A 22,022-nucleotide genomic window follows, 5' to 3' on the forward strand; every position below is an offset into this window, starting at 1 on the left:
AAAGAGTTTTGGAGAGGTGGCAGAGTGGTCGATTGCGGCGGTCTTGAAAACCGTTGTACCGCGAGGTACCCGGGGTTCGAATCCCTGTCTCTCCGCTAAAACTTAAGATGTTAAAGACAAGTCCCGTAAAATCAATATTTTACGGGACTTTTTCTATTTATCCGGTGGGCAACCGAAAGACATTCAAATGCCCACTTCAGACAAAGTTCCGTTACTAAATCGTTACTGAAAAATCGGGAAGGTCTTTTAACGATTCTTGATGTAAGTAAATTCATTGATAAAGTTCACTTCAATGTTTCAAAGAAACAATAGGTTACGATAGCTGACAGTGAAATTGCTGAAAGAATGATGTCTTGTCTTTAATCATATCTTTTTCTTTTTGCAACGTAAATTCCTTGCAAAAATTATCGGCCATAAATAAGTTTCCGTAATTTTGGTGCTAGGAACATAGTGATAATTGTTTAAATGTGATAATTGGTCACTGTAAATTTATATTTTATTACCATGCTATTGTCCTCTGTATATTATATTTATTCTTGTATCAAAACGTTATGTTAAAGAATTTGTTTTATATCTGTTTGTTTTTGCTGTTCTGCAATACATCTGAAGCGCAAAATTTTTCAAGTATCGTGGATAGCTGCCATTATTATCTGGATAAGCAAGATACTATGTCGTTTAATAAGACCTACATCAGAATTCTTGATGCTTATGAAAAAGAGTATGATGCAGAATTATATTCTATTGGAAAGGAATTAAAAGAGATAAGAATTGAAGATCAAAGTATACGTCTGTTGTTGATGGATGCTTGGAGGAAGAAACGGAATGCAGATAAAATAAGAAAAATAATGGATAGCATAGACCGGAGAAATGCTGCTAGAGTTACTGAAATCATTGATCAATACGGTTGGCTTTCTCCCGATGATATTGGATATGAAGCGAACGAGGCTCTTTTTCTTTGTATTCAACATTCAGAAGATTCCTTAATTCAGAATAAGTATTTACCTATACTGAAAGAAGCAGTCTTAAAGGGTGCGGCTAAAGGTTGGCAATATGCTTTTCTGACTGACAGGTGTCTTATGAATCAAGGAGAAAAACAAATTTATGGGACGCAGAGAATAATCAGGAATGGAGTTCATTATCTGGTCCCTCTACAGGATATTAATAAAGTCGATTCACTCAGAAAGGAGATGGGGCTTGAGCCTTTGAGTGAATATATGAAAGATTGCGGACTTAAAAACGGCTGGAGCAAAGAGTTTTACAAAAACAATATAAAACTACATGAATCAATTTTTGATTCTTGGTTTCAATCGTTCAAGCAGAAGAAAAATTCTTATTAGTCTTCTTAAATTAGCCTCAGATTGGCTACGACGCCCACAGCTTCAGTGATGTTTTTCTCATGTCGCTTTTTGGAAAGTTTCTTCTTGTGAAACTTGACGGCATAGACGTCAATAAAGAGAGTCTCGTTTGTCTTCGAATGATATAATGGTCGGTGAATTATATTCTGAAATGATGACTTTCCCGAAAATAGATGTGCATGCGGGTATAGATAGTAGACGCTGTTTCTCGTTTGCTTTTTTGATAGCTTTATTAGGCATAGAAGTGGTATAATCAACTTCTGTTATACTATATTCTTCTTTTGCAATAGGTATTTATATAAAAAACGAAATATGATAAATATATATCCTGTATTTTGCAACAAAAAACAATATCTCGATTTACTACTCCTTGCTGATGAGCAAGAGTCTATGATTGATCGCTATTTGGAACGCGGGGATATGTTTGTTCTGGCTGATAACAATGAGGTTAAAGCTTTATGTGTTATAACTGAAGAAGGCAAAGGTATCTACGAAATCAAAAATATTGCGGTCTATCCACAGTTTCAGCGTCAAGGGTATGGGAAAAAGTTGATACACTTTCTTTTGGAACATTATAAAATTCGATGCCATACAATGCTTGTCGGGACCGGAGACTCTCCTATAACCATATCTTTCTACACGAATTGCGGATTTGTATATTCACATCGGATACCCAATTTTTTTACTGATAATTATGATCATCCGATTTTTGAGGAAGGCAAACAATTAAAAGATATGATTTACCTGAAAATTAGTAAAAATGGATAGTTGTATTCTTATAAGATGCTGAGATATATTTCATTCTAAGAAATAAGTAGCATATACTAAAATGACTATTCCTGAATGAAGATAATATTTATAGTGTTCAGGAGTAGTCATTTGTATTATCAGATAGAAAGTATTTTCTTTTCTATGATCAGATCCTCTTCACTCATTTGAGGAGAAGGAATATTACACATTCGGATGATGTCTTCCGGTTGGCAGGTATAGTCATAATACACTTGTTCTTTTTTGTTGAGCACTTCGTATGCCTTCAGTTCTCCTTTTAGCTTCATGAATTCTTCTCGGGCAATGCTGTCGGAATATTTCACAAACAGAATACGTCGTGCTACAGGGTTATAGTTGTAGTCAAAACATGTATAAACACCTCTTAAGAAAGGAGGACGATCGTACATCGGGAGTTTCAGACAAATGTAGAACAGAGCCAGTTGTGAAGTCATATTTTCGTTGAAAGCTAAATAAAGATGATTGATTCCGTTCATCATCACAGCTCCCCAATGGGTTACTCCGTACGCATTATTGTGTCCTACTTCTACATAATTGCCATTTTCTGCTGGAGCGATAATATAAGGTTCTATTTTTAAACTTCTGCTTCCTGATGAAATGCTGTAGCTAAGATAAATACCACTGAAATTGGTTATTCGGGTTACCGTTTCCTTCATATTGTTTTCCAGCATATTCAAGAATGGGTTTTTATTGTTCTCTGTATAGATTTTGGAAGGGATTTCCATAGCAAACAGTGAACTTTTCAGATTGGCAAGCGATCCGAGCAATTTCTTTTTCGATACATTGTTTACCCACATCAAAGCATTTTGCAGTGCTTCATCTTGTGTTTCACCTTTTTCAATATTTTTCAGGTAAGCCGGAAGTACGGTAGAGTAAACGGCAGACAATACGCTGGGAGATATTTCAGCCTGTTCTGCCATTTCCTTCATTTTTACCCCTTTTTGTCTTAAGAAAGTGATTCTTTCGTAGATTTCCTTGAGCTCTTCCATTTGTAGTAGCATAAAAAACGGAATAAAGATACGGCTTTTATATTACAAAACTGTTTCAGTTTGCTTTCTTATGCTTTTCAAAATTATTAGGGAATTGTTGCATGAATATTTCTGAATTGTTACTGCTTTATGATTCATTTTTTATTCATTTTTTTCTTACTGAGGGACTTCTACTTTTGTGGCGTAATCAAAAATAAGATAAAACAAAGAATGAAAACCTCGACTTCAACATCACTTGAAAATAAAAATTCTTCAATGCCGGACTGGTTGTTCGTCTTTTGGGCTGGTGGTACAGCATTACTTTCTTACTCGCTGGTCTATGCTTTGCGTAAGCCTTTTACTGCAGCTGAATTTGAAGGGCTTTATGTATGCGGTATGGATTATAAAATTGCAGTGAGCATTATTCAGTTGCTGGGGTATGTTTGTGCCAAACTTTTGGGAATAAAATATATTTCCGAACTGAAACCGGAAGGCAGATTGAAGTTCATTATTGGTTCGGCGGCTTTATCCGAATTGTCTTTGGTCGCATTTGGATTACTTCCTTTACCATATAATATTATTGCGCTGTTTTTCAATGGATTGTCTTTAGGTTGTATGTGGGGAGTTATTTTTAGCTTTCTGGAAGGCAGACGAACCTCCGATATTCTTGCCAGTATTATGGGAGTGAGTATGGCGTTAAGTTCAGGGTTGGCTAAATCTATGGGACTTTATGCACTGAATGAACTTGGAGTAAGTGAGTTTTGGATGCCTGCCTTGATTGGAGCTGTAGCTTTCCCTCTGCTTTGTCTGACAGGATGGATGATGACACGTTTCCCAAAGCCGACAGCTGCTGATATTGCTTCCCGTTCAGTACGTGTAACATTGAACGGAGCTCAGCGATGGGAGTTGTTCTGTAAGTTCATGCCGGTGCTGATTATGCTTTTTGCTGCCAATCTGTTGCTGACTGTTCAGAGAGACATAAAGGAGGATTTCATTGTGTGTATTATTGATGTGTCTACAGTCTCCTCCTGGGCTTTTGCACAGATAGATTCACTCGCTACTTTGATTTTGTTGGCAACATTTGCTTTACTGGCTACTACATACGATCACTTAAAAGTACTTTGTATTCTGCTGGTATTGTCTACAGCCGGAATGGGAACCTTGGCTTTCTTAGGTGCCAACTTCCATTCAATTAGTCTTCCTACTACCGTTTGGCTCTTTTTACAAAGTCTTTGTCTGGACATGGCCTATCTGAGTTTTCAGACTATTTTCTTTGAGCGCTTTATAGCTTGTTTTAAAATAAGGGGAAATGTGGGATTCTTTATTATAACTATCGATTTTGTAGGTTATCTGGGAACTTTGGTTCTGCTGCTTTTCAAGGAGTTTTATGTTTCTCATGTCGATTGGCAGTCATTTTATAACCACATGAGTGTTTGGATTGGCATTGCATGTAGTCTGGCTTTTATAGGCTCATTTATCTATATGATTCGCCGGAAAAACCGTTTGCAGAAAATTGAACTTCAGGGAGGAAAGAAAAAGAATACCGATACTAAAGAAAATATTGAAACAGAAAATATATACTTAACAACTACTGCGATATGAAGAAGATTGAATGCGTAATTATGGATTGGGCAGGTACTGCTATCGATTATGGATGTTTTGCACCTGTATCTGCTTTTATTGAAAGTTTTAATGCAATAGGAATAACTATCACTGCAGAAGAGGCACGTCGTCCGATGGGGTTGACCAAGATTGATCATGTACGGGCTTTGTTTCAGATGGAACGTATATCTGAAGCTTTCCGTAAGAAATTCGGACGTGATTACAATGAAGATGATGTACATGGACGTTATGCAGAGTTTCAGCGTTTGCTGTTTGCCACTTTGCGTGAATACACTGGTCCGATTTCCGGAGTCATTGAAACGATAGATATATTACGCAGTCGTGATATAAAAATTGGGTCGACTACAGGATATACCAAAGAGATGATGGATGTAGTAGTACCTGCTGCAGCAGAGAAAGGATATCGTGTAGATAATCATGTAACTTCCGATGGTCTTCCGGCCGGACGCCCTTATCCTTATATGATTTATAAGAACATGTGTGATTTGGCTGTTCCTTCTCGTTTTTCTGTATTGAAATATGGGGATACGATTTCAGATATTAAAGAAGGATTGAATGCTGGTGTATGGACTGTCGGAGTGGTATTGGGAAGCAACGAGATGGGGCTTACAGAAGAAGAAGTAAAGGCTCTGCCGGCAGACGAACTGAAACGTCGTATGATGGAAGTAAGAAACCGTATGTATGCTGCTGGAGCACATTATGTGGTCGATTCAATCGAAGAACTTCCGGCATTAATCGATTCTATTAATACTCGTATGGCCAACGAATAAAAAGTAAAGAATTTATAATTGTCTAAGCATAAAAATAATACAGAATATGAGACCTTATTTATTATTGACACCCGGACCTCTGACTACAAGTGAAACAGTAAAAGAAGCCATGATGAGCGATTGGTGTACATGGGATGAAGACTATAATGTTGGTATTGTAGAAGTGATTCGTAAGGAATTGGTAGAATTGGCAAGTTCTCGTCCGGAAGAATATACTGCAGTGTTGATGCAGGGAAGTGGAAGTTTCTGTGTAGAAGCTACCTTGGGCTCTGTAGTACGTCCGGAAGACCGTTTGCTGGTGGTTGCAAATGGAGCTTATGGAAAACGAATGGGGGTAATAGCCGAATACTATCATTTGAACTGTCAGGTAATGAAGTTTGAAGAAACTCAGGCTGTAGATCCACAGGCTGTAGATGCATTCCTTACTGAAAATCCGGATGTGACTCATGTGTCTGTAGTGCACTGTGAAACTACTACCGGTGTGCTGAATCCATTGGAGGCCATTGCAAAGGTTGTAAAAAAACATGGTAAAGTACTGATTGTAGATGCCATGAGTAGTTTCGGTGGAGTACCTGTAGATATGGCTACCTTGGGAATTGACTTCATGATTAGCAGTGCCAATAAATGTATACAGGGGGTTCCAGGTTTTGGATTTATTCTGGCTCGCCGTTCGTTGCTGGAACAGTGTAAGGGAGTTGCACGTTCATTGTCTCTCGATTTATACGATCAGTGGGAAACGATGGAAAAAGGACATGGAAAATGGCGTTTTACGTCGCCTACTCATGTGGTGCGTGCTTTTATGCAGGCTATGAAAGAATTGAAAGCGGAAGGAGGAGTGGCTGCACGTTATGCCCGTTATAGTGAGAATCACCGTATTTTAGTAGAAGGAATGCGTTCGTTGGGATTCAAGACTTTGCTTCCCGATGAAGATCAGTCACCGGTTATCACTTCTTTTTATTACCCTACAGCAGATTTCGACTTTAAGGATTTCTATCAGAAACTGAAAGCAAAAGGTTTTGTGATTTATCCGGGTAAAATTTCCCAGGCAGATACATTCCGTATTGGAAATATCGGTGATGTCTTTCCTGAAGATTTTGTCCGCTTAATAGAGGCTATAAAAACTCTTTGCTGATTATTGATACCTAGTGGACAGATTCAACATTGCCGATTACGGATGGGTATGTTCGGCAGAAGAGGCTCTTTCACAACTTGCTGCTGAGAATTATAGAATATGAAGAAATGGTTGATTGGTCTGATTTGTCTTTTGGCTGGAGAATGGGCTGTGTATGCCCAAGATAAGATGGAGATAAAATTCCGTTCGCGGGCTTTGCTTGATGCTACAGTTTCTGGTTATGGAAAAGAAGACGTGCAGGGGTATTATCGTGTTGAAGATTTCAGACTTGGATTTAAGGCCCTGTATGGAAAATATGAATTAAAGGCAGATGTGGGCTTAGGGGGTGGAAAGGTAGCTATTAAAGATTTGCTGTTTAATTATCATTTTCCGCACAGCGTATTGTCTTTGGGAAATACATACGAGCCATTCTCTATGGATATGTTGATCAGTACAGCAGATCTTCGTTTCCATCAGTCGGCAACTTCTGTTTTAGCTTTTACAGATAGCAGAAAATTAGGAGCTACCTGGCATTATTATACAGATGCTTGTTATCTGGCCACAGGTATATACACAAACAATGATATCAATAAATTAGGGAGTGAGCAGAAAAACTCTTTTGTTTCTACTTCCCGTGCGGTATGGCGCAGAAAGAACTCTGATTGTCATTTGATACATTTGGGAGGAGCTTTTTCTTTTCGTACAAAGGATGTAAATCAAATCTCTTCTCCGGCAGGCAGTATCAGTAGTGATGGAGTTACTTCGATGTTTCAAATCCCATTGTTGGAAGCTGAAATTCCGGATATGAATACCCAATGGAAAGGAATACTGGAATTTCTTTACACAACCTCTCGCTTTATGATTCAGACAGAGTATTTTTATAACAGAATGAATCGGACAAACGGACAAAAGGCATATCGTTCACATGGAGGATATGTACAGGGAGGTTTTCTGATAAAAGGTACAGGATTTGATTATGATATGATGTATGGGATTCCTGGACGTCCGTCTACGTCTCAGGCAATAGAGTTGGTTGCCCGTTTTAATTATTCAAATTTAAATGATAAGAACAGTGAGATAAAAGGGGGAGAAGAGAAAGATTTGTCTCTTGGAGTTAATTTTTATTTGAATCAGTATCTGGGTGTAAAATTGAATGGAAGTTATGTTTGGGTAGGAGATCATTGTAATGCATTTTATAAGAAGAATTTTTTTCTGACTCAATTGCGTTTACAGTATATCTTTTAAGGCCTCCTCTGACTCTATTATAGATATATTCACCCTATAAGAGGGTGGTTATAATAACGGCGATATCGTTTGTGAAAATGATATCGCCGTTATTTTTCAGGTCGGTAAAACAGATACATTTAGTAAACCTTTATAGTCAAATAGCTGTATACCGGAATCTGTATATTTTGTGTTTTTCTTTTTATTTCTCCAGAAAGTGCAGAATATCTTCAGCCTGTTCGGCGATGAGGCTTGGGTTATAGGCCTCCAGTTCGGTGCGTGGGCGGAAGCCCCAGCATACGCCGATGGTAGTAACCCCAGCATTGGCTCCGGTCTGCATATCTACCGAAGAGTCGCCAATGTAGACAACTTCATTTCTTTCAACTCCTGCTTTTTCCATGATTTCGTATACAACCTGTGGGTCCGGCTTAGCTGGAATGTTTTCCCGCTGCCCCAATATTGCAAGGAAATTGATACGTGGAAAGTATTGTTTAATCAGTTTCTGAGTTGCTTCGTGGTATTTGTTCGAGGCAACAGCCAGCATATATCCTTTTTTTTGAAGTGTTTCCAGTAAATTTTCAATGCCCGGATAAGGGCGACTTAAATCGGCATTATGTTCGTTGTAATAAGGTACGAACAGCGAACGTATCTTCAGTACATTCTCTTTGCTCCGGGTCCCTTCGGGTAAAGCACGTTCGAAAAGTTTGTTGATGCCGTTTCCTACAAAGAAACGATAAGCATCTGTATCGTGTGTGGGATATCCGCATGCTTGTAGAGCATAATTAGTAGCGGCAGCCAGGTCGGCGATAGTATTGAGCAAGGTACCGTCCAAATCGAAAATAACCAATTTCTTCATATCTTATCTTGTTTAGTTGTTGCAAAGGTACGATATTTGCATCAATAACCTCAAATTATTATTGATATGGATTTTCTCGATTTAGTAAAAACACGCTATTCTGTTCGCAGCTACGAGCAAAAGGAAATTGAATCTTCCAAGTTGGATTACATCATGGAGTGCGTACGTCTGGCTCCTTCTGCTGTCAATTATCAGCCCTGGAAGTTTGCGATAATTACCGAACCGGAACGTCTGGCTGCTCTGAAAACAGCTTATTCCCGCGAATGGATACAGACTGCTCCCTGCATTATTGTAGCATGTGCAGACCATACACAGTCGTGGCATCGTAAAGTAGATAATAAAGACCATGCTGATGTTGACTTGTCTATAGCTATAGAGCATTTGTGTCTGGCTGCCGCAGAACAGGGATTAGGAACTTGCTGGGTGTGCAACTTCGATGTAGATACCTGTAGAAAGGTCATGCAGTTACCATCCCATATCGAGCCGATAGCACTGATTCCAATCGGTTATCCTTCGGAACAGGCCATACCGGAAAAGAAACGTAAAACCTTGGAAGAGATTATGCTATAATATTCTGTTATATTTTTAACGAGATTTAGTTATAGATTATAATTAAAATTCCGTACTTTTGGCGCGTCCTTCAGTTTGCTGTGAAACTGAAGGGCGCGTTGTTATATATTAATTAATACAAACATGGAAAACATTGGAACAGGATTAATGCTGATGGTAGTTGGTATGGCTACAGTCTTTTTAATTCTTCTTATTGTGATCTGGATCAGTCAGTTCTTGATTACGGTAGTCAACAAAGTGGCTCCCGAAGAAGAACCCAAGAAGAAACCTGCTACATCAGGAGCCTCTTCGGATGCAGGTACTATGGATGCCATTAAGGCTGCTGTAGATATTCTGACTGCCGGAAAAGGTCAGGTCATCAAAATTGAAAAATTGCATTAATCAGGAAAAGAAAAACACATGTATCTATCATGGAAAGAGAAGTAAAATTTAGTTTGGTCTTTCGCGATATGTGGCAGAGTGCCGGAAAATATGTACCGCGTGTAGACCAGTTGACAAAGGTGGCCCCAGCCATTATTGAAATGGGGTGTTTTGCCCGTGTAGAAACAAACGGGGGTGGTTTCGAACAAGTTAATTTGCTGTTTGGTGAAAATCCGAATAAAGCTGTCCGGGAGTGGACAAAACCTTTTCACGAAGCCGGTATTCAGACACACATGCTCGACCGTGCGCTGAACGGATTACGTATGAGTCCGGTTCCAGCCGATGTCCGCAAATTGTTCTATAAAGTCAAAAAAGCACAGGGTACTGATATTACCCGTACTTTCTGCGGATTGAACGATGTCCGCAACATTATCCCTTCTATCGGCTATGCTCACGATGCCGGAATGATTTCACAATGCTGTCTTTGTATCACTTATTCTCCTGTACATACCGTAGAATATTACCTCGATATGGCCAAGAAGCTGATTGAGGCTGGTTGCGATGAAATCTGTATCAAGGATATGGCCGGAATCGGTCGTCCGGTGTTCCTGGGAAAAGTAGTAGCCGGTATCAAGCAGATTAAAAAGGATATCGTGATTCAGTATCACTCTCATGCAGGTCCGGGCTTTAATATGGCTTCTATTCTTGAGGTATGTAAGGCCGGTTGCGATTATGTAGATGTAGGTATGGAACCGCTGTCCTGGGGTACAGGACATGCCGATGTCATCAGTGTACAGGCTATGTTGAAAGATGCCGGTTTCAAGGTTCCGGAAATCAATATGCAGGCTTACATGAAAGTCCGTTCCATGATTCAGGAATTTATGGACGACTTCCTGGGACTTTACATCAGTCCGAAGAACCGTTTGATGAACTCGTTGCTTATTGCTCCCGGATTGCCCGGTGGTATGATGGGAAGTTTGATGGCCGACCTGGAAACCAATCTTGAATCTATCAACAAATATAAGGCAAAACGCAATCTGCCGTTTATGACACAAGACGAGTTGCTCATCAAGCTGTTCGATGAAGTAGCTTATGTATGGCCTCGTGTAGGTTATCCGTGTCTGGTAACTCCTTTCAGTCAGTATGTCAAGAACCTGGCTATGATGAATGTCATTCAGATGGAAAAAGGCAAGGAACGCTGGGGTATGATAGCCGACGATATCTGGGATATGATTCTGGGTAAGGCAGGACAATTGCCTGGCAAACTTGCTCCCGAAATTGTAGAGAAGGCAGAACGCGAAGGACGTAAGTTCTTTACCGGAAATCCGCAGGATAATTACCCGGACCAGCTGGAGAAATATCGCCAGATGATGTGGGAAAAGAAATGGGAAACAGGAGAGGACGACGAAGAACTCTTCGAATATGCCATGCATCCGGCACAGTACGAAGCCTATAAGAGCGGAAAGGCTAAGGCCGACTTCCTGGAAGATGTAAAGAAACGCCGTGCCGAAAAAGAAGAAGTACATATGGCAAACGAACCGACCAAGGTACTGACTGTCGATGTCAACGGACAGGCTTATCGTGTGACAGTAGCCTTCGGTGATGTAAATCCGGCTACATTGGCTGCAGCACAGCCGGCAGCAGGCGATACTTCGGCTGCCGTTCATGCCGGTGAAGGCAAAGAAATCACTTCTCCTCTGGAAGGTAAGTTCTTCCTGACCAAGAGTGCTCAGGAAACTCCTTTGAAAGTAGGCGATAAGGTAGAGAAGGGAGATGTAGTTTGTTATGTAGAAGCAATGAAAACTTATAATGCCATTCGTGCAGAGTTCAGCGGAACGGTGACAGCTATTTGTGTTAACTCCGGTGATGCGGTCTCTGAAGACGATGTTTTAATGAAGATTCTGTAATATGGAAGAGATATTTGCAAAATTGTATGATATGACTGCGTTCAGCAACATTGTGGCTGATCCGCGTTTCCTCATCATGTATGCCATTGCTTTCATATTGCTCTATCTGGGAATTAAAAAACAATATGAACCGTTGCTGCTTGTACCGATTGCTTTCGGGGTATTGCTGGCCAATTTCCCCGGAGGAGATATGGGAGTGATACAGGCCGACGAGAACGGTATGGTCATGGTGAATGGAGTAATGAAGAACATTTGGGAAATGCCTTTGCATGAAATTGCACACGAGCTGGGACTGATGAACTTCATTTATTATATGTTGATTAAAACCGGCTTCCTGCCGCCGATTATTTTTATGGGTGTAGGTGCGTTGACCGACTTTGGTCCGATGTTGCGTAACCTCCGCTTGTCTATCTTTGGAGCTGCTGCTCAGTTGGGTATTTTTGCCGTATTGCTGGTAGCAATTCTGATGGGATTCACTCCGAAAGAAGCTGCTTCATTGGGTATCATCGGAGGTGCCGATGGTCCGACAGCTATCTTTACTACTATTAAGCTGGCTCCTCATTTGTTGGGTCCTATCGCTATTGCGGCTTATTCGTACATGGCGCTGGTACCGGTTATTGTGCCTTTGGTAGTACGTATCTGGTGTACGAAGAAGGAACTTTCCATTAATATGAAGGAGCAGGAAAAGAAATATCCGTCGTCTACCGAAATCAAGAACTTGCGGGTACTGAAGATTTTGTTCCCTATTGTGGTTACTACTATCGTAGCACTCTTTGTGCCGAGTGCAGTGCCTTTGATTGGTATGCTGATGTTCGGTAACTTGGTCAAAGAAATCGGAAGCAATACTTCCCGTTTGTTTGATGCGGCTTCAAACAGCATCATGAATGCGGCAACTATCTTCCTGGGTATTTCGGTTGGAGCTACCATGACGACAGATGCTTTCCTTAACTGGACCACCATCGGTATTGTAATAGGTGGTTTCCTTGCATTTGCACTGTCTATTTCCGGAGGTATTCTGTTTGTAAAGGTATTCAATCTGTTTACCAAGAAGAAGATTAATCCGCTGATTGGAGCTACCGGATTGAGTGCCGTGCCGATGGCAAGCCGTGTGGCAAATGAGATAGCCTTGAAGTACGACCCGAAGAACCATGTCTTGCAGTATTGTATGGCAAGTAATATTTCGGGTGTAATCGGTTCGGCTGTAGCTGCCGGTGTGCTGATTTCATTCCTGGGATAATCAATATCCGTGATATAACTAAAGGCGTAGGTCCATGAAAGTGGGTTTACGCCTTTTCCTTTTTCTTGTAAGGAATAATGCTGTGGCTGATATCGGGTTTCATTCGGCGGCGCTGTCCGTATAGTTGACGACGGAGGCTATAAAAACGACGTCGCCGACTGTGCAGCCGACGACGTCGTATATAATACTCTTTCAGAAATGTAAATGTATATTGTTTGTATAGAAAAGAATTTCATCTCTTATCATAAAGATGAGAAAAATGAATATTTCTTTTGAAGATTGTCTTATCTGTTTTTGTACATGTTTTCGTAATAGTTCTGATAATCGCCACTGGTTACAAGTTTTACCCATTCCTGATTGTTCAGATACCATTCGATGGTTTTTACAATGCCTTCTTCAAAGCTGGTCTCCGGCTCCCATCCCAGTTCGCGGGTAATTTTACTTGGGTCGATGGCATATCGCTGGTCGTGTCCCAAACGGTCTTTTACGAAAGTAATCAAAGAATCGTTTATCCAGTCGATAGAGATTTCTCCCTGTTCGTTGAGTTCTTTTTTCTTCAGCACCTTGCGGTATTCAGGGTACTCTGTCATCAGACGATGAATCGTAGCGATGGTCAGTTTTACGATATCAATGTTTTGCTTCTCGTTGTGTCCGCCTACATTGTATATTTCACCGTTTTTTCCTTTGCAAACCACCAGGTCTATTGCTTTACAGTGATCTTCCACATACAGCCAGTCGCGTACGTTCGAACCATTTCCGTAGACCGGCAACCGTTTTCCCTCAAGAATGTTCTTGATGACCAAAGGAATCAGTTTTTCCGGGAAATGATACGGTCCGTAGTTGTTGGAACAGCGTGTAATGGTAACCGGCATTTTATAAGTATCGTGGTAAGCCATTATAATAAGGTCTGCACTGGTCTTTGAGGCACTGTACGGACTGTGAGGACAAAGCGGTGTCTCCTCGGTGAAGTATCCCTCTGCACCCAGTGAGCCATATACCTCGTCTGTAGAAACCTGATGGAAACGTACGTCCTTTCTCCATGTAGGGTATCCGTTTTCGTCTTTTCCGGTAACCCATGCACGGCGTGCTGCATCGAGCAGGTTTTGTGTACCCAAGATATTGGTCTGCAAGAATAATTGTGGATTGTCGATGCTTCGGTCTACATGGCTTTCTGCTGCAAAATTAACGATATAGTCGAATTTGTGGTCTATAAACAACTGGTCTACCAATCCTCTGTCGCATATATTCCCCTTTACAAAAAAACAGCGTTCATTGTCTATATCTTTTACGATAGTAGCCAGATTACCGGCATAAGTCAGTGCATCCAGAACTACTACTTTGATATCGTTATGTTTTGCTAAGATATATTTTAAATAATTCGCGCCGATGAATCCGGCCGCTCCTGTAACTAAATAAGTTTTCATATTCAGTTTGTTGTATATTTTCAGGCTGCAAAGTACGGAAAGATTTTTCTAAGAAACAAGTATTATTCGCTTAATTCTATGACCTCAAGGTCCGAAAAACTTCCATTATCTATACAGAAACGTACCAGTGTACGTACTTTGTGAAAGCCGTATTTTCCTGCTGCTCCCGGGTTTATGTGCAACATACCCAAAGTCTTATCGTATTTTACCTTTAGTATGTGAGAGTGTCCGCTGATGAAAAGTTTGGGAGGACGGACAAGAAGAGTGCCTTGTATGGACGGATCGTATTTTCCGGGATAACCGCCAATATGTTTCATCAGTACATCGGCTCCGTCTATCTGGAAGCGGTTGATACAGGGAAAGGCTTTCCGTATGTCCTGCCCGTCGATGTTTCCATATACGGCCCGCACGGGGCGGAAACTTTGTAATCGTTCAATCAGTTCCATAGAGCCGATATCGCCGGCATGCCATATTTCGTCGCAAGGTTCAAAGTATTTCAGATACCGGTCGTCCCAGTAGCCGTGTGTGTCAGATAATAGTCCGATTCTTGTCATTTTTTCTTTGTTTTGTCATACAAAGGTACTATTTTTGAGAAAACCTTGAATGCTATACGTCATGGAAAAGCAATATAAGTATTTTAACCGCGATATAAGTTGGCTGTCTTTCAATTTCCGTGTCTTGCTGGAGGCCGACGACGATGATCTTCCCCTGTATGAGCGTATCAACTTTATTTCTATCTATTCGTCGAATCTCGAAGAATTTTATAAAGTACGTGTGGCAGAGCATCGGGCTGTGGCTTCGGGTGGAAAGAGCGAAGATATGACCGTGGACGAGGCACACACACTGATTCAGCAGATAGCCCGGATTGTGAATGCACAACTTGAGGAGCGCGTACGTATCTACGAGCAGAAGATTCTTCCGGCTTTGCGCCGGAATCATATTGTCTTTTATCAGTCTCGGCAGGAGGTAGAACCTTTCCACAGAGAGTTTGTGCATCGTTTCTTTATGGAGGAAGTCTTTCCTTATCTGCAACCGGTAAAGGTAGAGAAGGACAAGGTACGTATGTTTTTACGCGATAACCGTCAGTATCTGGCTGTGAGGGTGCATGAGCTCGGTAAAGAGAAAGCGGAGTATTTTATCGTGAAGATGCCTTACAGCAAGGTGCCGCGCTTTGTGGAACTTCCCAAGCAGGGGGATACGTACTATCTGATGTTTCTGGAAGATATTATCAAGGATAATCTGAAGGAAGTTTTTACCGGATATGAGGTGGATTGTAGTTTCTGCTGTAAGATTTCGCGCGATGCGGATGTGTTTGTAGACGATGTACCGCCTGAGAATATGGTGGAGAAATTGAAGGAGAAGGTAAAGAAACGCAAGATAGGGGCTGTAGCCCGCTTTGTGTACGACCGCAAGATGCCTGCCGACTTTTTGGGCTTTCTGATGGATGTCTTTTCTATTACGGAGGAAGAACTGGTGGAGGGGGACAAGCATCTGAATCTGGAGGATCTGGCTCAGCTTCCTAATCCGAATCCCGACCTGAAGCCGATGCAGAAGCCGGTACCCATGCGTTTGCCGGGACTGGAAGAACCTCATTTCATGTACCGCAGGATTGCCCGTAAGGATTTGTTGCTGCATTATCCGTATCATAGTTTCGACCATTTTATTCATTTTCTGTACGAGGCGGTACACGATCCCATGTGTCGTGAGATTATGATTACCCAGTATCGTGTAGCAGAGCATTCGGAGGTGATTAATGCACTGATTGCAGCAGCACAGAATGGAAAACGGGTGACGGTTTTCGTGGAACTGAAAGCACGTTTTGACGAAGAAAACAATCTGGCTACAGCCGAACTGATGCGTAAGGCGGGTATTCATATCATTTTCAGTATTCCGGGCTTGAAGGTTCATGCTAAGGTAGCACTGGTTTTGAGGTATAACAAACAAGGAGAACAGATTCGGAGTTATGCTTATGTGAGTACCGGTAATTTCAATGAGAAGACTGCCAAGATTTATTCAGACATTGCTCTGTATACTTGCAACAAGACGATTGTAGAAGATATGCATCATTTGTTTCGGGTTTTGCAGAAAGAAGAAGAGGAACCTCAGTTTCATCGTTTGCTTATTGCCCGGTTCAACTTGTTGCCCGAACTGAAGAAGCGGATACATCGCGAGATTGCTTTGGCTAAAAAGGGGAAAAAAGGTCGCATTGTGCTTAAGATGAATGCACTGCAGGATATAGCCATGATAGATGAGCTGTATCGGGCCAGTGAGGCAGGAGTTGAGATTGATTTGATAGTAAGGGGAATCTGTTGTCTGGTTCCGGGTGAGGAATTCAGCCGTAATATACGGATTACACGTATTGTAGACAGTTTTCTGGAGCATGCACGTGTATGGTATTTTGGCAATGATGGCAATCCGTTGGTTTATATGGGTTCACCAGACTGGATGCGGAGGAACTTGTACCGGCGTATTGAGGCGGTAACTCCCGTGCTGGATAAGGATTTGAAACAGGAACTGATTGATATGCTTCGGATTCAGTTGAATGCCAACTGGAAGGCTTGTTGGGTAGACAGTCAGCTGAATAACCGGTTTAAACGTAACCCTGATGAGCCTAAGCGGCGTGCGCAATATGATTTTTATCAGTATCTGAAAAATAAGTTGCCTAAACGTTCAAGATAAAAAAGCATCCTTTCTCTTTTCTGCATAGGATTATAGTAGAAAGAGAAAGGATGTTTTATCGTTTACATTACCAATGTATTCCAATCAGGATTAAGGCAATTGAAGTTTCTGTTTGACAAATTGTTTGATAAACTTCACTGTTTCGTCAATACCCAAAACAGAAGAGTCGATGCAAAGATGGTAAGTGGCAGCTGCTCCCCAAGTCTTGTAGCTGTAGTAGTTATAGTAAGAAGAACGCTTCTTGTCGGCTTTTTCCATTAATTCTTCTGCCTCTTCTTCACTGATGTGATGAAGTTTGGTCAAACGTTCGATACGGGCTTCAGGCGAAGCGGAAACAAAAACATTGACACAACGCGGATGGTCGCGCAGAATATAGTCCGCACAGCGTCCTACAAAAAGGCAGGACTGCTTCTCAGCCAAATGACGGATGACATCACTTTGTATCTTAAACAAAGAATCGTTGCTCAGATAAGAATTATAAGGATAAGCTCCTTCTGTTATAAAAGGAAAGCGTGTTCCAAACAGTCCTCCCAACAAGGTTTGTGAAGCTTTTTCATCGGCTTTTTCAAAGAACTCACGGCACAGACCACTTTCTTCGGAAGCGAGATTGATCAGTTCTTTGTCGTAAAAGGCAATACCCAAATCGTTTGCCAGTTTTTCTCCTATCTCTTTTCCGCCGCTACCCAACTGACGTCCAAGATTAATTACATAATGGTCATTCATAGTGTATGAGGTTTAGTTGTTTGTAACAAATATAGCGATTTTTCTTTGTTTATCTCTTCTGAATGGTAATATTCTTTTCTTTCTGTCCGGATTTTTATTCTGTCAGAAGAGTAAGGTCGGGTGCAATTCCAACATGAGGGTACGCTTCCAGTTCACTGCGGGTTGTAGCCCCATGTAAGACTCCCATGAAATCGACTCCGGCTGCTTGGGCTGTTTCTGCATCTACTGTACTGTCTCCTATATATAAGGTTTCTTCTTTTGGCACAGAGAGATGTTCGATAGCAAAAAGAAGTCCTTCGGGTGAAGGTTTGGGAGTCTTTACATCCTCTCCGCCTACTATAATATCAAGAAACTGAGCCGGGAGTTTCTGGGAAAGCAGTTCCATAATCCGATAGCGGTATTTGGTTGAGATAATGCCAATCCGGGCACCATCTTTCTTTAGTTGGGTAAGTACGGACAGGGTTTCCGGAAAAAGAAAGGTATTGACAGTCATATGCTGGTCGGCAGCTTTTACATATTCTTTTTTATAAGCTGCCAGTGTGTCGGCATCGGTAACTTCGGTCAGTATTGAAAAAGACTCTTCCAGAGTTTTTCCGATAGTACGTTTTATTTCTTCATCTGTAATGCCAGTGTAACCATGAAGGTTGAGTACATGGCGGAAACAGAGCACAATACCTTTGGATGAATCGGCCAGTGTATAGTCAAAATCGAACAGGTAAGTAGTATAACGTTTCATATTCTTTCATGTTGTTTCGGCTGCAAAATTAATGTTTTTTGTCTGGTATGCGATAAATATTGATTTTTAATGGAAAAGTAACTGTTTGTACATCTTCCCGAAATATGGATTGTCGTATTTTGAGTAGTTTTTAAAAAGGAGCAATATTATGGAAGTTGTAAATGGAAAATATATGGTAGAGTGTACACCTTCGGGCGATTACTATGGTTATTTGATGGGATATGATCAGTGTTGTGCTTATGGTGAAACGGTAGAAGATGTAATAGAGCGTGTAGAATCTATGGCAGAAGATTTCTTTTGTGAAATATCTGCTGTGTATGAGTTGGAGGATATCGCCTGAAACACTTACTATCAATAGGGTAAATATAAAAAATATTATTTTAATATAGCATTATGAAAGCATTGTTTATTGTGCAGGGAGAGGGAAGAGGTCACCTTACCCAAGCTATTTCGTTAGAGAAACTGTTGCGTGATAACGGACATGAAGTCGTAGAGATTCTGGTTGGCAAGAGTGAAACACGTCGTTTGCCGGGCTTTTTCCATAGAAGCGTACACGCACCGGTCAAACAGTTTCTGAGTCCTAACTTCCTGCCGTCAAGAGCTAAAACATATATGAACTTGCCTCGCAGTGTTTTTTATAATATGCTTCGCTTGCCGGAATATGTGGAAAGCATGTGCTATATTAACCAGAGAATACAGGAAAGCGGTGCCGATATTGTAATCAATTTTTATGAATTACTTACTGGCTTGACTTATTTCTTCTTCCGCCCGTCTGTTCCGCAAATCTGTCTGGGACATCAGTATCTGTTCCTCCATAAAGATTTTGAATTACCTAAACAGAATCGTTGCAGTCTGTTTCTGATGAATGTGTTTAGCCGTTTGACTTCGTTGAGAGCAAAATGCAGACTGGCCCTGTCGTTCCGTTCTATGCCTAAAGATGGAAAGACACATGTCGTACCTCCACTGTTGAGAGAAGATGTCTTTACACAGGAAGTATCTTCCGGAAACTATATCCACGGATATATGCTGAATGTGGGCTTTGCCGAAAATGTGTGCCAATGGCATAACGAACATCCGGAAGTGCCTCTTCGCTTCTTTTGGGATAGCTGGGGGGAAGAACCGGTGAAGAAAGTCGATGATACCTTGTCTTTCTATCAGCTGGACGATGTGGAATTCTTACGTCAGATGGCAGGCTGTAAGGCTTATGCCAGCACAGCAGGTTTTGAATCGGTATGTGAAGCCATGTATTTGGGAAAACCTCTGTTGATGGTTCCGGCACATATTGAACAGGAATGTAATGCTTTTGATGCTGTAAAAAACGGAGCAGGTATTGTAAGTACGGATTTTAATTTGGATCATTTGCTGGCGTTTGCAGAGAACTACCGCCCTAATCCTGATTTTGTTCGTTGGGTTCAATCTTCACGTTATGTCATGTTGGACGAATTGGAACAGTTTATTCCTCAAAATCAGATACATCATATGTATATGGTAGAGGAATTTGTATAAATAATGAAAAAAACTTTTTATCTTTATGAGCCAGAAGATAAAAAGTTATGTTTTTTGACATAGTCTTGTAACATGGATTCTCTTTCTTTACAAAAAAATTGTATCATGGCTCAGAAAAAGAAAAAAGAAGATTATTATCTTGAGAGAGATATTAGTTGGATGTATTTTAATCGTCGTATCTTGCAGGAGGCTACACGTCCGCATGTGCCTTTGCTGGAACGTATGACATTCTTGGGGATTTACTCAAATAACCTCGATGAGTTTTTCCGTGTACGTATGGCTACTCAAAACCGCATTGCAGAATGTATGGACAGATCGGCAGTGCGTGAGCGTGAGCATGCTAAAAAACTGATTAAGCAAATCAGTAAACTGAATGCGCGATATGTAAAGGAGTATGAGGAAACTGTAGACCGTATTACGGAAGAACTTCGTAAAAACAATATTTATTTAGTTTCGGATAAGGAGGTCTCTCCGGAGCAGCTGGACTTTATACGTGCTTATTATAAAAAGAATCTTAGCGGATTGATGATTCCGGTATGGTTCTCTGCTGTGAAATTGCTCGACAGTGAGAATGATGAGAATATTTATCTTGCTGTGAAAGTAGCTGATGGTGACGACAAACGTTCGGTGGATTATGCGTATATTGAACTACCGGTAAATGTATGTGGGCGTTTTGTGCGTTTGCCGGATTCGGATGGAAAGAGTTATCTGATGTATCTGGATGATGTAGCTCGCTGTTGTCTCCCATTGGTATTCGAAGGATTGGGGTATACAGACTTTGAAGCTTATGCCTTTAAGTTTACCCGCGATGCAGAGATGGAAATTGATAATGACTTGCGTTCGGGTACACTTCAGAAGATTTCGAAAGGTGTAAAGAGCCGCCGGCGTGGTGAACCTTTACGTGTACTTTATGATGGAAGTATGCCGAAAGATTTGCTGAAGCGTGTATTGAAGAAATTGGATTTGGACAGTCTGGATACAGTATTAAGCAGTGGACGTTATCAGAATCACAAAGACTTGATGGGATTTCCGGATTGCGGACATTCTGAATTAAAATATCCTGCCTGGCCGCCTGTGCTGAAGAAGGAATTGGATGGAGAAGAAAGTCTGCTGGAAAAGATTCGTCAGAAAGACCGCTTTATCCATGTTCCCTTCCATCATTTTGATTCTTTTATTCGTGTTTTGCAGGAAGCTGCCGTAAGTAAGCAAACCCATAGTATCAAGATTACTTTGTATCGTTTGGCAAAAGAGTCGAAGGTGGTAAAAGCCTTGATTGCTGCTGCCCGTAACGGAAAGAAGGTAACTGTGGTTATCGAATTGTTGGCTCGTTTTGATGAGGCTTCAAATATTACCTGGTCAAAGAAAATGCAGGATGCCGGTATTAAGGTAATTTTCGGTGTGGAAGGACTGAAGGTGCATTCTAAAATCACACATATCGGAATGAAAAAAGGACCGGATATTGCTTGTATCAGTACGGGTAATTTCCACGAAGGGAATGCACGTATGTACACAGACTGTGTGCTGATGACTGCTCTTCCTTCCTTGGTGAAAGAGGTGAATACTGTATTCGATTTTATAGAACGTCCGTATAGTCCTGTTCGCTTTAGAAATTTGCTTGTATCTCCTAATGAGATGAAGAAGAAGTTTGTTGCACTGATAAATGAGGAGATTAAGAATAAGAGGGCAGGAAAGCCGGCTTATATTAAAATAAAAATCAACCACATTACAGATCCGGTGATGGTAGAGAAGCTCTATGAGGCTTCACAGGCTGGTGTCGATGTAGATTTGGTAGTTCGTGGAAACTGTTCTTTGATGACTGGTATTCATGGAGTGAGTGATCATATCAGAATTCATGGAATCATCGACCGTTATCTGGAGCATTCTCGTATCTTTGTATTTGCTGCCGGTGGTGATGAAAAAGTCTTCCTGGGATCTGCCGACTGGATGCCGCGTAATTTGGATCATCGTATTGAGGTGATAACTCCGGTATACGATCCGGTGATAAAGGGAGAAATGAAGCGTATCGTGGAATATGGACTGTTGGATAATGTGCAAGGTCGTATTGTAGATGGAACAGGAGAAAACCGCTTTTGGGAAGCTTCCGGAGAGTCGGATTTCCGTTCACAAGAGGCTTTGTATAAATATTATTTGGCAGAGAATGAGAAAATATAACTTTAAATAAAGTGG

General features: G+C 41.1%; 20 protein-coding genes and 1 tRNA gene. 15 read left to right on the plus strand and 6 right to left on the minus strand.

The genetic code is table 11. The features are described from left to right. Positions 1-10 precede the first annotated feature (10 nt). The 3 genes from O6P32_RS07995 (at position 11) to O6P32_RS08005 (ending at position 2,123) form a co-directional block, all read left to right on the plus strand. A tRNA-Ser gene (locus O6P32_RS07995) sits at positions 11-95 on the plus strand. 456 nt (positions 96-551) lie between these two features. Next, positions 552-1,337, plus strand: coding sequence for a DUF6624 domain-containing protein (locus tag O6P32_RS08000; protein WP_269877831.1), 786 nt, complete (start codon positions 552-554; stop codon positions 1,335-1,337). A gap of 330 nt (positions 1,338-1,667) precedes the next feature. Then, a complete protein-coding gene (locus O6P32_RS08005) occupies positions 1,668-2,123 on the plus strand; it encodes a GNAT family N-acetyltransferase (protein ID WP_269877833.1) in 456 nt (151 codons plus the stop codon). A gap of 119 nt (positions 2,124-2,242) precedes the next feature. Here the strand turns inward: O6P32_RS08005 and O6P32_RS08010 are convergent, their stop codons facing one another. Next, positions 2,243-3,130, minus strand: coding sequence for a hypothetical protein (locus O6P32_RS08010; RefSeq protein ID WP_178265578.1), 888 nt, complete (start codon positions 3,128-3,130; stop codon positions 2,243-2,245). Positions 3,131-3,340: 210 nt separating this feature from the next. On the opposite strand from O6P32_RS08010, the gene O6P32_RS08015 reads away from it, so the two are divergent. The 4 genes from O6P32_RS08015 (at position 3,341) to O6P32_RS08030 (ending at position 7,858) form a co-directional block, all read left to right on the plus strand. Then, positions 3,341-4,711, plus strand: a complete 1,371-nt coding sequence (locus tag O6P32_RS08015) for a DUF5690 family protein (protein ID WP_178265577.1) — start codon at positions 3,341-3,343, stop codon at positions 4,709-4,711. Continuing rightward, positions 4,708-5,502, plus strand: coding sequence for a phosphonoacetaldehyde hydrolase (phnX, locus tag O6P32_RS08020; protein WP_178265576.1), 795 nt, complete (start codon positions 4,708-4,710; stop codon positions 5,500-5,502). Before O6P32_RS08015 ends, phnX begins: the two co-directional genes overlap by 4 nt. A gap of 46 nt (positions 5,503-5,548) precedes the next feature. Beyond that, positions 5,549-6,634, plus strand: a complete 1,086-nt coding sequence (gene phnW / locus O6P32_RS08025; protein ID WP_178265575.1) for a 2-aminoethylphosphonate--pyruvate transaminase — start codon at positions 5,549-5,551, stop codon at positions 6,632-6,634. A gap of 99 nt (positions 6,635-6,733) precedes the next feature. After that, positions 6,734-7,858: a porin gene (locus O6P32_RS08030; RefSeq protein ID WP_269877834.1), complete on the plus strand. Its 1,125-nt coding sequence runs from the start codon at positions 6,734-6,736 to the stop codon at positions 7,856-7,858. 181 nt (positions 7,859-8,039) lie between these two features. Here O6P32_RS08030 and O6P32_RS08035 read toward each other — a convergent pair whose 3' ends face one another. Continuing rightward, positions 8,040-8,693, minus strand: coding sequence for an HAD family hydrolase (locus tag O6P32_RS08035; RefSeq protein ID WP_269877835.1), 654 nt, complete (start codon positions 8,691-8,693; stop codon positions 8,040-8,042). Between the two features lie 66 nt (positions 8,694-8,759). Here O6P32_RS08035 and O6P32_RS08040 point away from each other — a divergent pair, with 66 nt between their 5' ends. From O6P32_RS08040 to O6P32_RS08055, 4 genes are all read left to right on the plus strand, one after another. Next, on the plus strand, positions 8,760-9,263 hold the full coding sequence (locus O6P32_RS08040; protein WP_269877836.1) for a nitroreductase family protein: 504 nt from the start codon (positions 8,760-8,762) through the stop codon (positions 9,261-9,263). A 123-nt stretch (positions 9,264-9,386) separates the two neighbouring features. Further along, entirely contained in the window at positions 9,387-9,644 is a 258-nt protein-coding gene (locus O6P32_RS08045) for an OadG family protein (RefSeq protein ID WP_178265572.1), read from the plus strand. Between the two features lie 29 nt (positions 9,645-9,673). Next, on the plus strand, positions 9,674-11,530 hold the full coding sequence (locus O6P32_RS08050) for a biotin/lipoyl-containing protein (protein ID WP_178265571.1): 1,857 nt from the start codon (positions 9,674-9,676) through the stop codon (positions 11,528-11,530). A gap of 1 nt (position 11,531) precedes the next feature. Beyond that, the gene (locus O6P32_RS08055) at positions 11,532-12,767 is read left to right on the plus strand and encodes a sodium ion-translocating decarboxylase subunit beta (RefSeq protein WP_178265570.1); all 1,236 of its coding nucleotides are present in this window, start codon (positions 11,532-11,534) and stop codon (positions 12,765-12,767) included. Between the two features lie 284 nt (positions 12,768-13,051). Here O6P32_RS08055 and rfbB read toward each other — a convergent pair whose 3' ends face one another. Both rfbB and O6P32_RS08065 read right to left on the minus strand, forming a co-directional pair. Then, positions 13,052-14,191, minus strand: a complete 1,140-nt coding sequence (rfbB, locus tag O6P32_RS08060) for a dTDP-glucose 4,6-dehydratase (RefSeq protein ID WP_269877839.1) — start codon at positions 14,189-14,191, stop codon at positions 13,052-13,054. A 62-nt stretch (positions 14,192-14,253) separates the two neighbouring features. Beyond that, a complete protein-coding gene (locus tag O6P32_RS08065; RefSeq protein WP_269877841.1) occupies positions 14,254-14,745 on the minus strand; it encodes a metallophosphoesterase family protein in 492 nt (163 codons plus the stop codon). A 61-nt stretch (positions 14,746-14,806) separates the two neighbouring features. Between O6P32_RS08065 and O6P32_RS08070 the strand changes: the two genes are divergently transcribed. Beyond that, complete coding sequence (locus O6P32_RS08070) at positions 14,807-16,870, plus strand: RNA degradosome polyphosphate kinase (RefSeq protein WP_269877843.1); 2,064 nt, start codon at positions 14,807-14,809, stop codon at positions 16,868-16,870. A 90-nt stretch (positions 16,871-16,960) separates the two neighbouring features. Here the strand turns inward: O6P32_RS08070 and O6P32_RS08075 are convergent, their stop codons facing one another. Together O6P32_RS08075 and O6P32_RS08080 are read right to left on the minus strand one after the other, a co-directional pair. Then, positions 16,961-17,593, minus strand: coding sequence for a cytidylate kinase-like family protein (locus tag O6P32_RS08075; RefSeq protein ID WP_269877844.1), 633 nt, complete (start codon positions 17,591-17,593; stop codon positions 16,961-16,963). Between the two features lie 94 nt (positions 17,594-17,687). After that, entirely contained in the window at positions 17,688-18,329 is a 642-nt protein-coding gene (locus O6P32_RS08080) for an HAD-IA family hydrolase (protein WP_269877845.1), read from the minus strand. A gap of 148 nt (positions 18,330-18,477) precedes the next feature. Here O6P32_RS08080 and O6P32_RS08085 point away from each other — a divergent pair, with 148 nt between their 5' ends. From O6P32_RS08085 to O6P32_RS08095, 3 genes are all read left to right on the plus strand, one after another. Then, positions 18,478-18,669 (plus strand): type II toxin-antitoxin system HicB family antitoxin, encoded by a 192-nt coding sequence (locus tag O6P32_RS08085; protein ID WP_178265893.1) that lies wholly within the window; start codon positions 18,478-18,480, stop codon positions 18,667-18,669. A 53-nt stretch (positions 18,670-18,722) separates the two neighbouring features. After that, positions 18,723-19,835 carry a glycosyltransferase family protein gene (locus O6P32_RS08090; protein WP_269877846.1) on the plus strand — a complete coding sequence of 371 codons (1,113 nt, stop codon included), beginning with the start codon at positions 18,723-18,725 and terminating at the stop codon, positions 19,833-19,835. A gap of 105 nt (positions 19,836-19,940) precedes the next feature. Continuing rightward, positions 19,941-22,007, plus strand: a complete 2,067-nt coding sequence (locus tag O6P32_RS08095; protein WP_269877848.1) for an RNA degradosome polyphosphate kinase — start codon at positions 19,941-19,943, stop codon at positions 22,005-22,007. The last annotated feature ends 15 nt before the right edge of the window (positions 22,008-22,022 follow it).

This window comes from Phocaeicola acetigenes, from assembly GCF_027529745.1.
Lineage (GTDB): Bacteria > Bacteroidota > Bacteroidia > Bacteroidales > Bacteroidaceae > Phocaeicola > Phocaeicola acetigenes.

Coding starts and splice junctions, on each gene's coding strand:
- O6P32_RS08030 (WP_269877834.1), top strand. CDS start 6,734: ATGAAGAAATGGTTGATTGGTCTGATTTGTCTTTTGGCTGGAGAATGG.
- phnX (WP_178265576.1), top strand. CDS start 4,708: ATGAAGAAGATTGAATGCGTAATTATGGATTGGGCAGGTACTGCTATC.
- O6P32_RS08065 (WP_269877841.1), bottom strand. CDS start 14,745: ATGACAAGAATCGGACTATTATCTGACACACACGGCTACTGGGACGAC.
- O6P32_RS08010 (WP_178265578.1), bottom strand. CDS start 3,130: ATGGAAGAGCTCAAGGAAATCTACGAAAGAATCACTTTCTTAAGACAA.
- O6P32_RS08095 (WP_269877848.1), top strand. CDS start 19,941: ATGGCTCAGAAAAAGAAAAAAGAAGATTATTATCTTGAGAGAGATATT.
- O6P32_RS08000 (WP_269877831.1), top strand. CDS start 552: ATGTTAAAGAATTTGTTTTATATCTGTTTGTTTTTGCTGTTCTGCAAT.
- O6P32_RS08075 (WP_269877844.1), bottom strand. CDS start 17,593: ATGAATGACCATTATGTAATTAATCTTGGACGTCAGTTGGGTAGCGGC.
- O6P32_RS08005 (WP_269877833.1), top strand. CDS start 1,668: ATGATAAATATATATCCTGTATTTTGCAACAAAAAACAATATCTCGAT.
- O6P32_RS08035 (WP_269877835.1), bottom strand. CDS start 8,693: ATGAAGAAATTGGTTATTTTCGATTTGGACGGTACCTTGCTCAATACT.
- O6P32_RS08050 (WP_178265571.1), top strand. CDS start 9,674: ATGGAAAGAGAAGTAAAATTTAGTTTGGTCTTTCGCGATATGTGGCAG.
- O6P32_RS08080 (WP_269877845.1), bottom strand. CDS start 18,329: ATGAAACGTTATACTACTTACCTGTTCGATTTTGACTATACACTGGCC.
- phnW (WP_178265575.1), top strand. CDS start 5,549: ATGAGACCTTATTTATTATTGACACCCGGACCTCTGACTACAAGTGAA.
- rfbB (WP_269877839.1), bottom strand. CDS start 14,191: ATGAAAACTTATTTAGTTACAGGAGCGGCCGGATTCATCGGCGCGAAT.
- O6P32_RS08070 (WP_269877843.1), top strand. CDS start 14,807: ATGGAAAAGCAATATAAGTATTTTAACCGCGATATAAGTTGGCTGTCT.
- O6P32_RS08085 (WP_178265893.1), top strand. CDS start 18,478: ATGGAAGTTGTAAATGGAAAATATATGGTAGAGTGTACACCTTCGGGC.
- O6P32_RS08055 (WP_178265570.1), top strand. CDS start 11,532: ATGGAAGAGATATTTGCAAAATTGTATGATATGACTGCGTTCAGCAAC.
- O6P32_RS08090 (WP_269877846.1), top strand. CDS start 18,723: ATGAAAGCATTGTTTATTGTGCAGGGAGAGGGAAGAGGTCACCTTACC.
- O6P32_RS08015 (WP_178265577.1), top strand. CDS start 3,341: ATGAAAACCTCGACTTCAACATCACTTGAAAATAAAAATTCTTCAATG.
- O6P32_RS08045 (WP_178265572.1), top strand. CDS start 9,387: ATGGAAAACATTGGAACAGGATTAATGCTGATGGTAGTTGGTATGGCT.
- O6P32_RS08040 (WP_269877836.1), top strand. CDS start 8,760: ATGGATTTTCTCGATTTAGTAAAAACACGCTATTCTGTTCGCAGCTAC.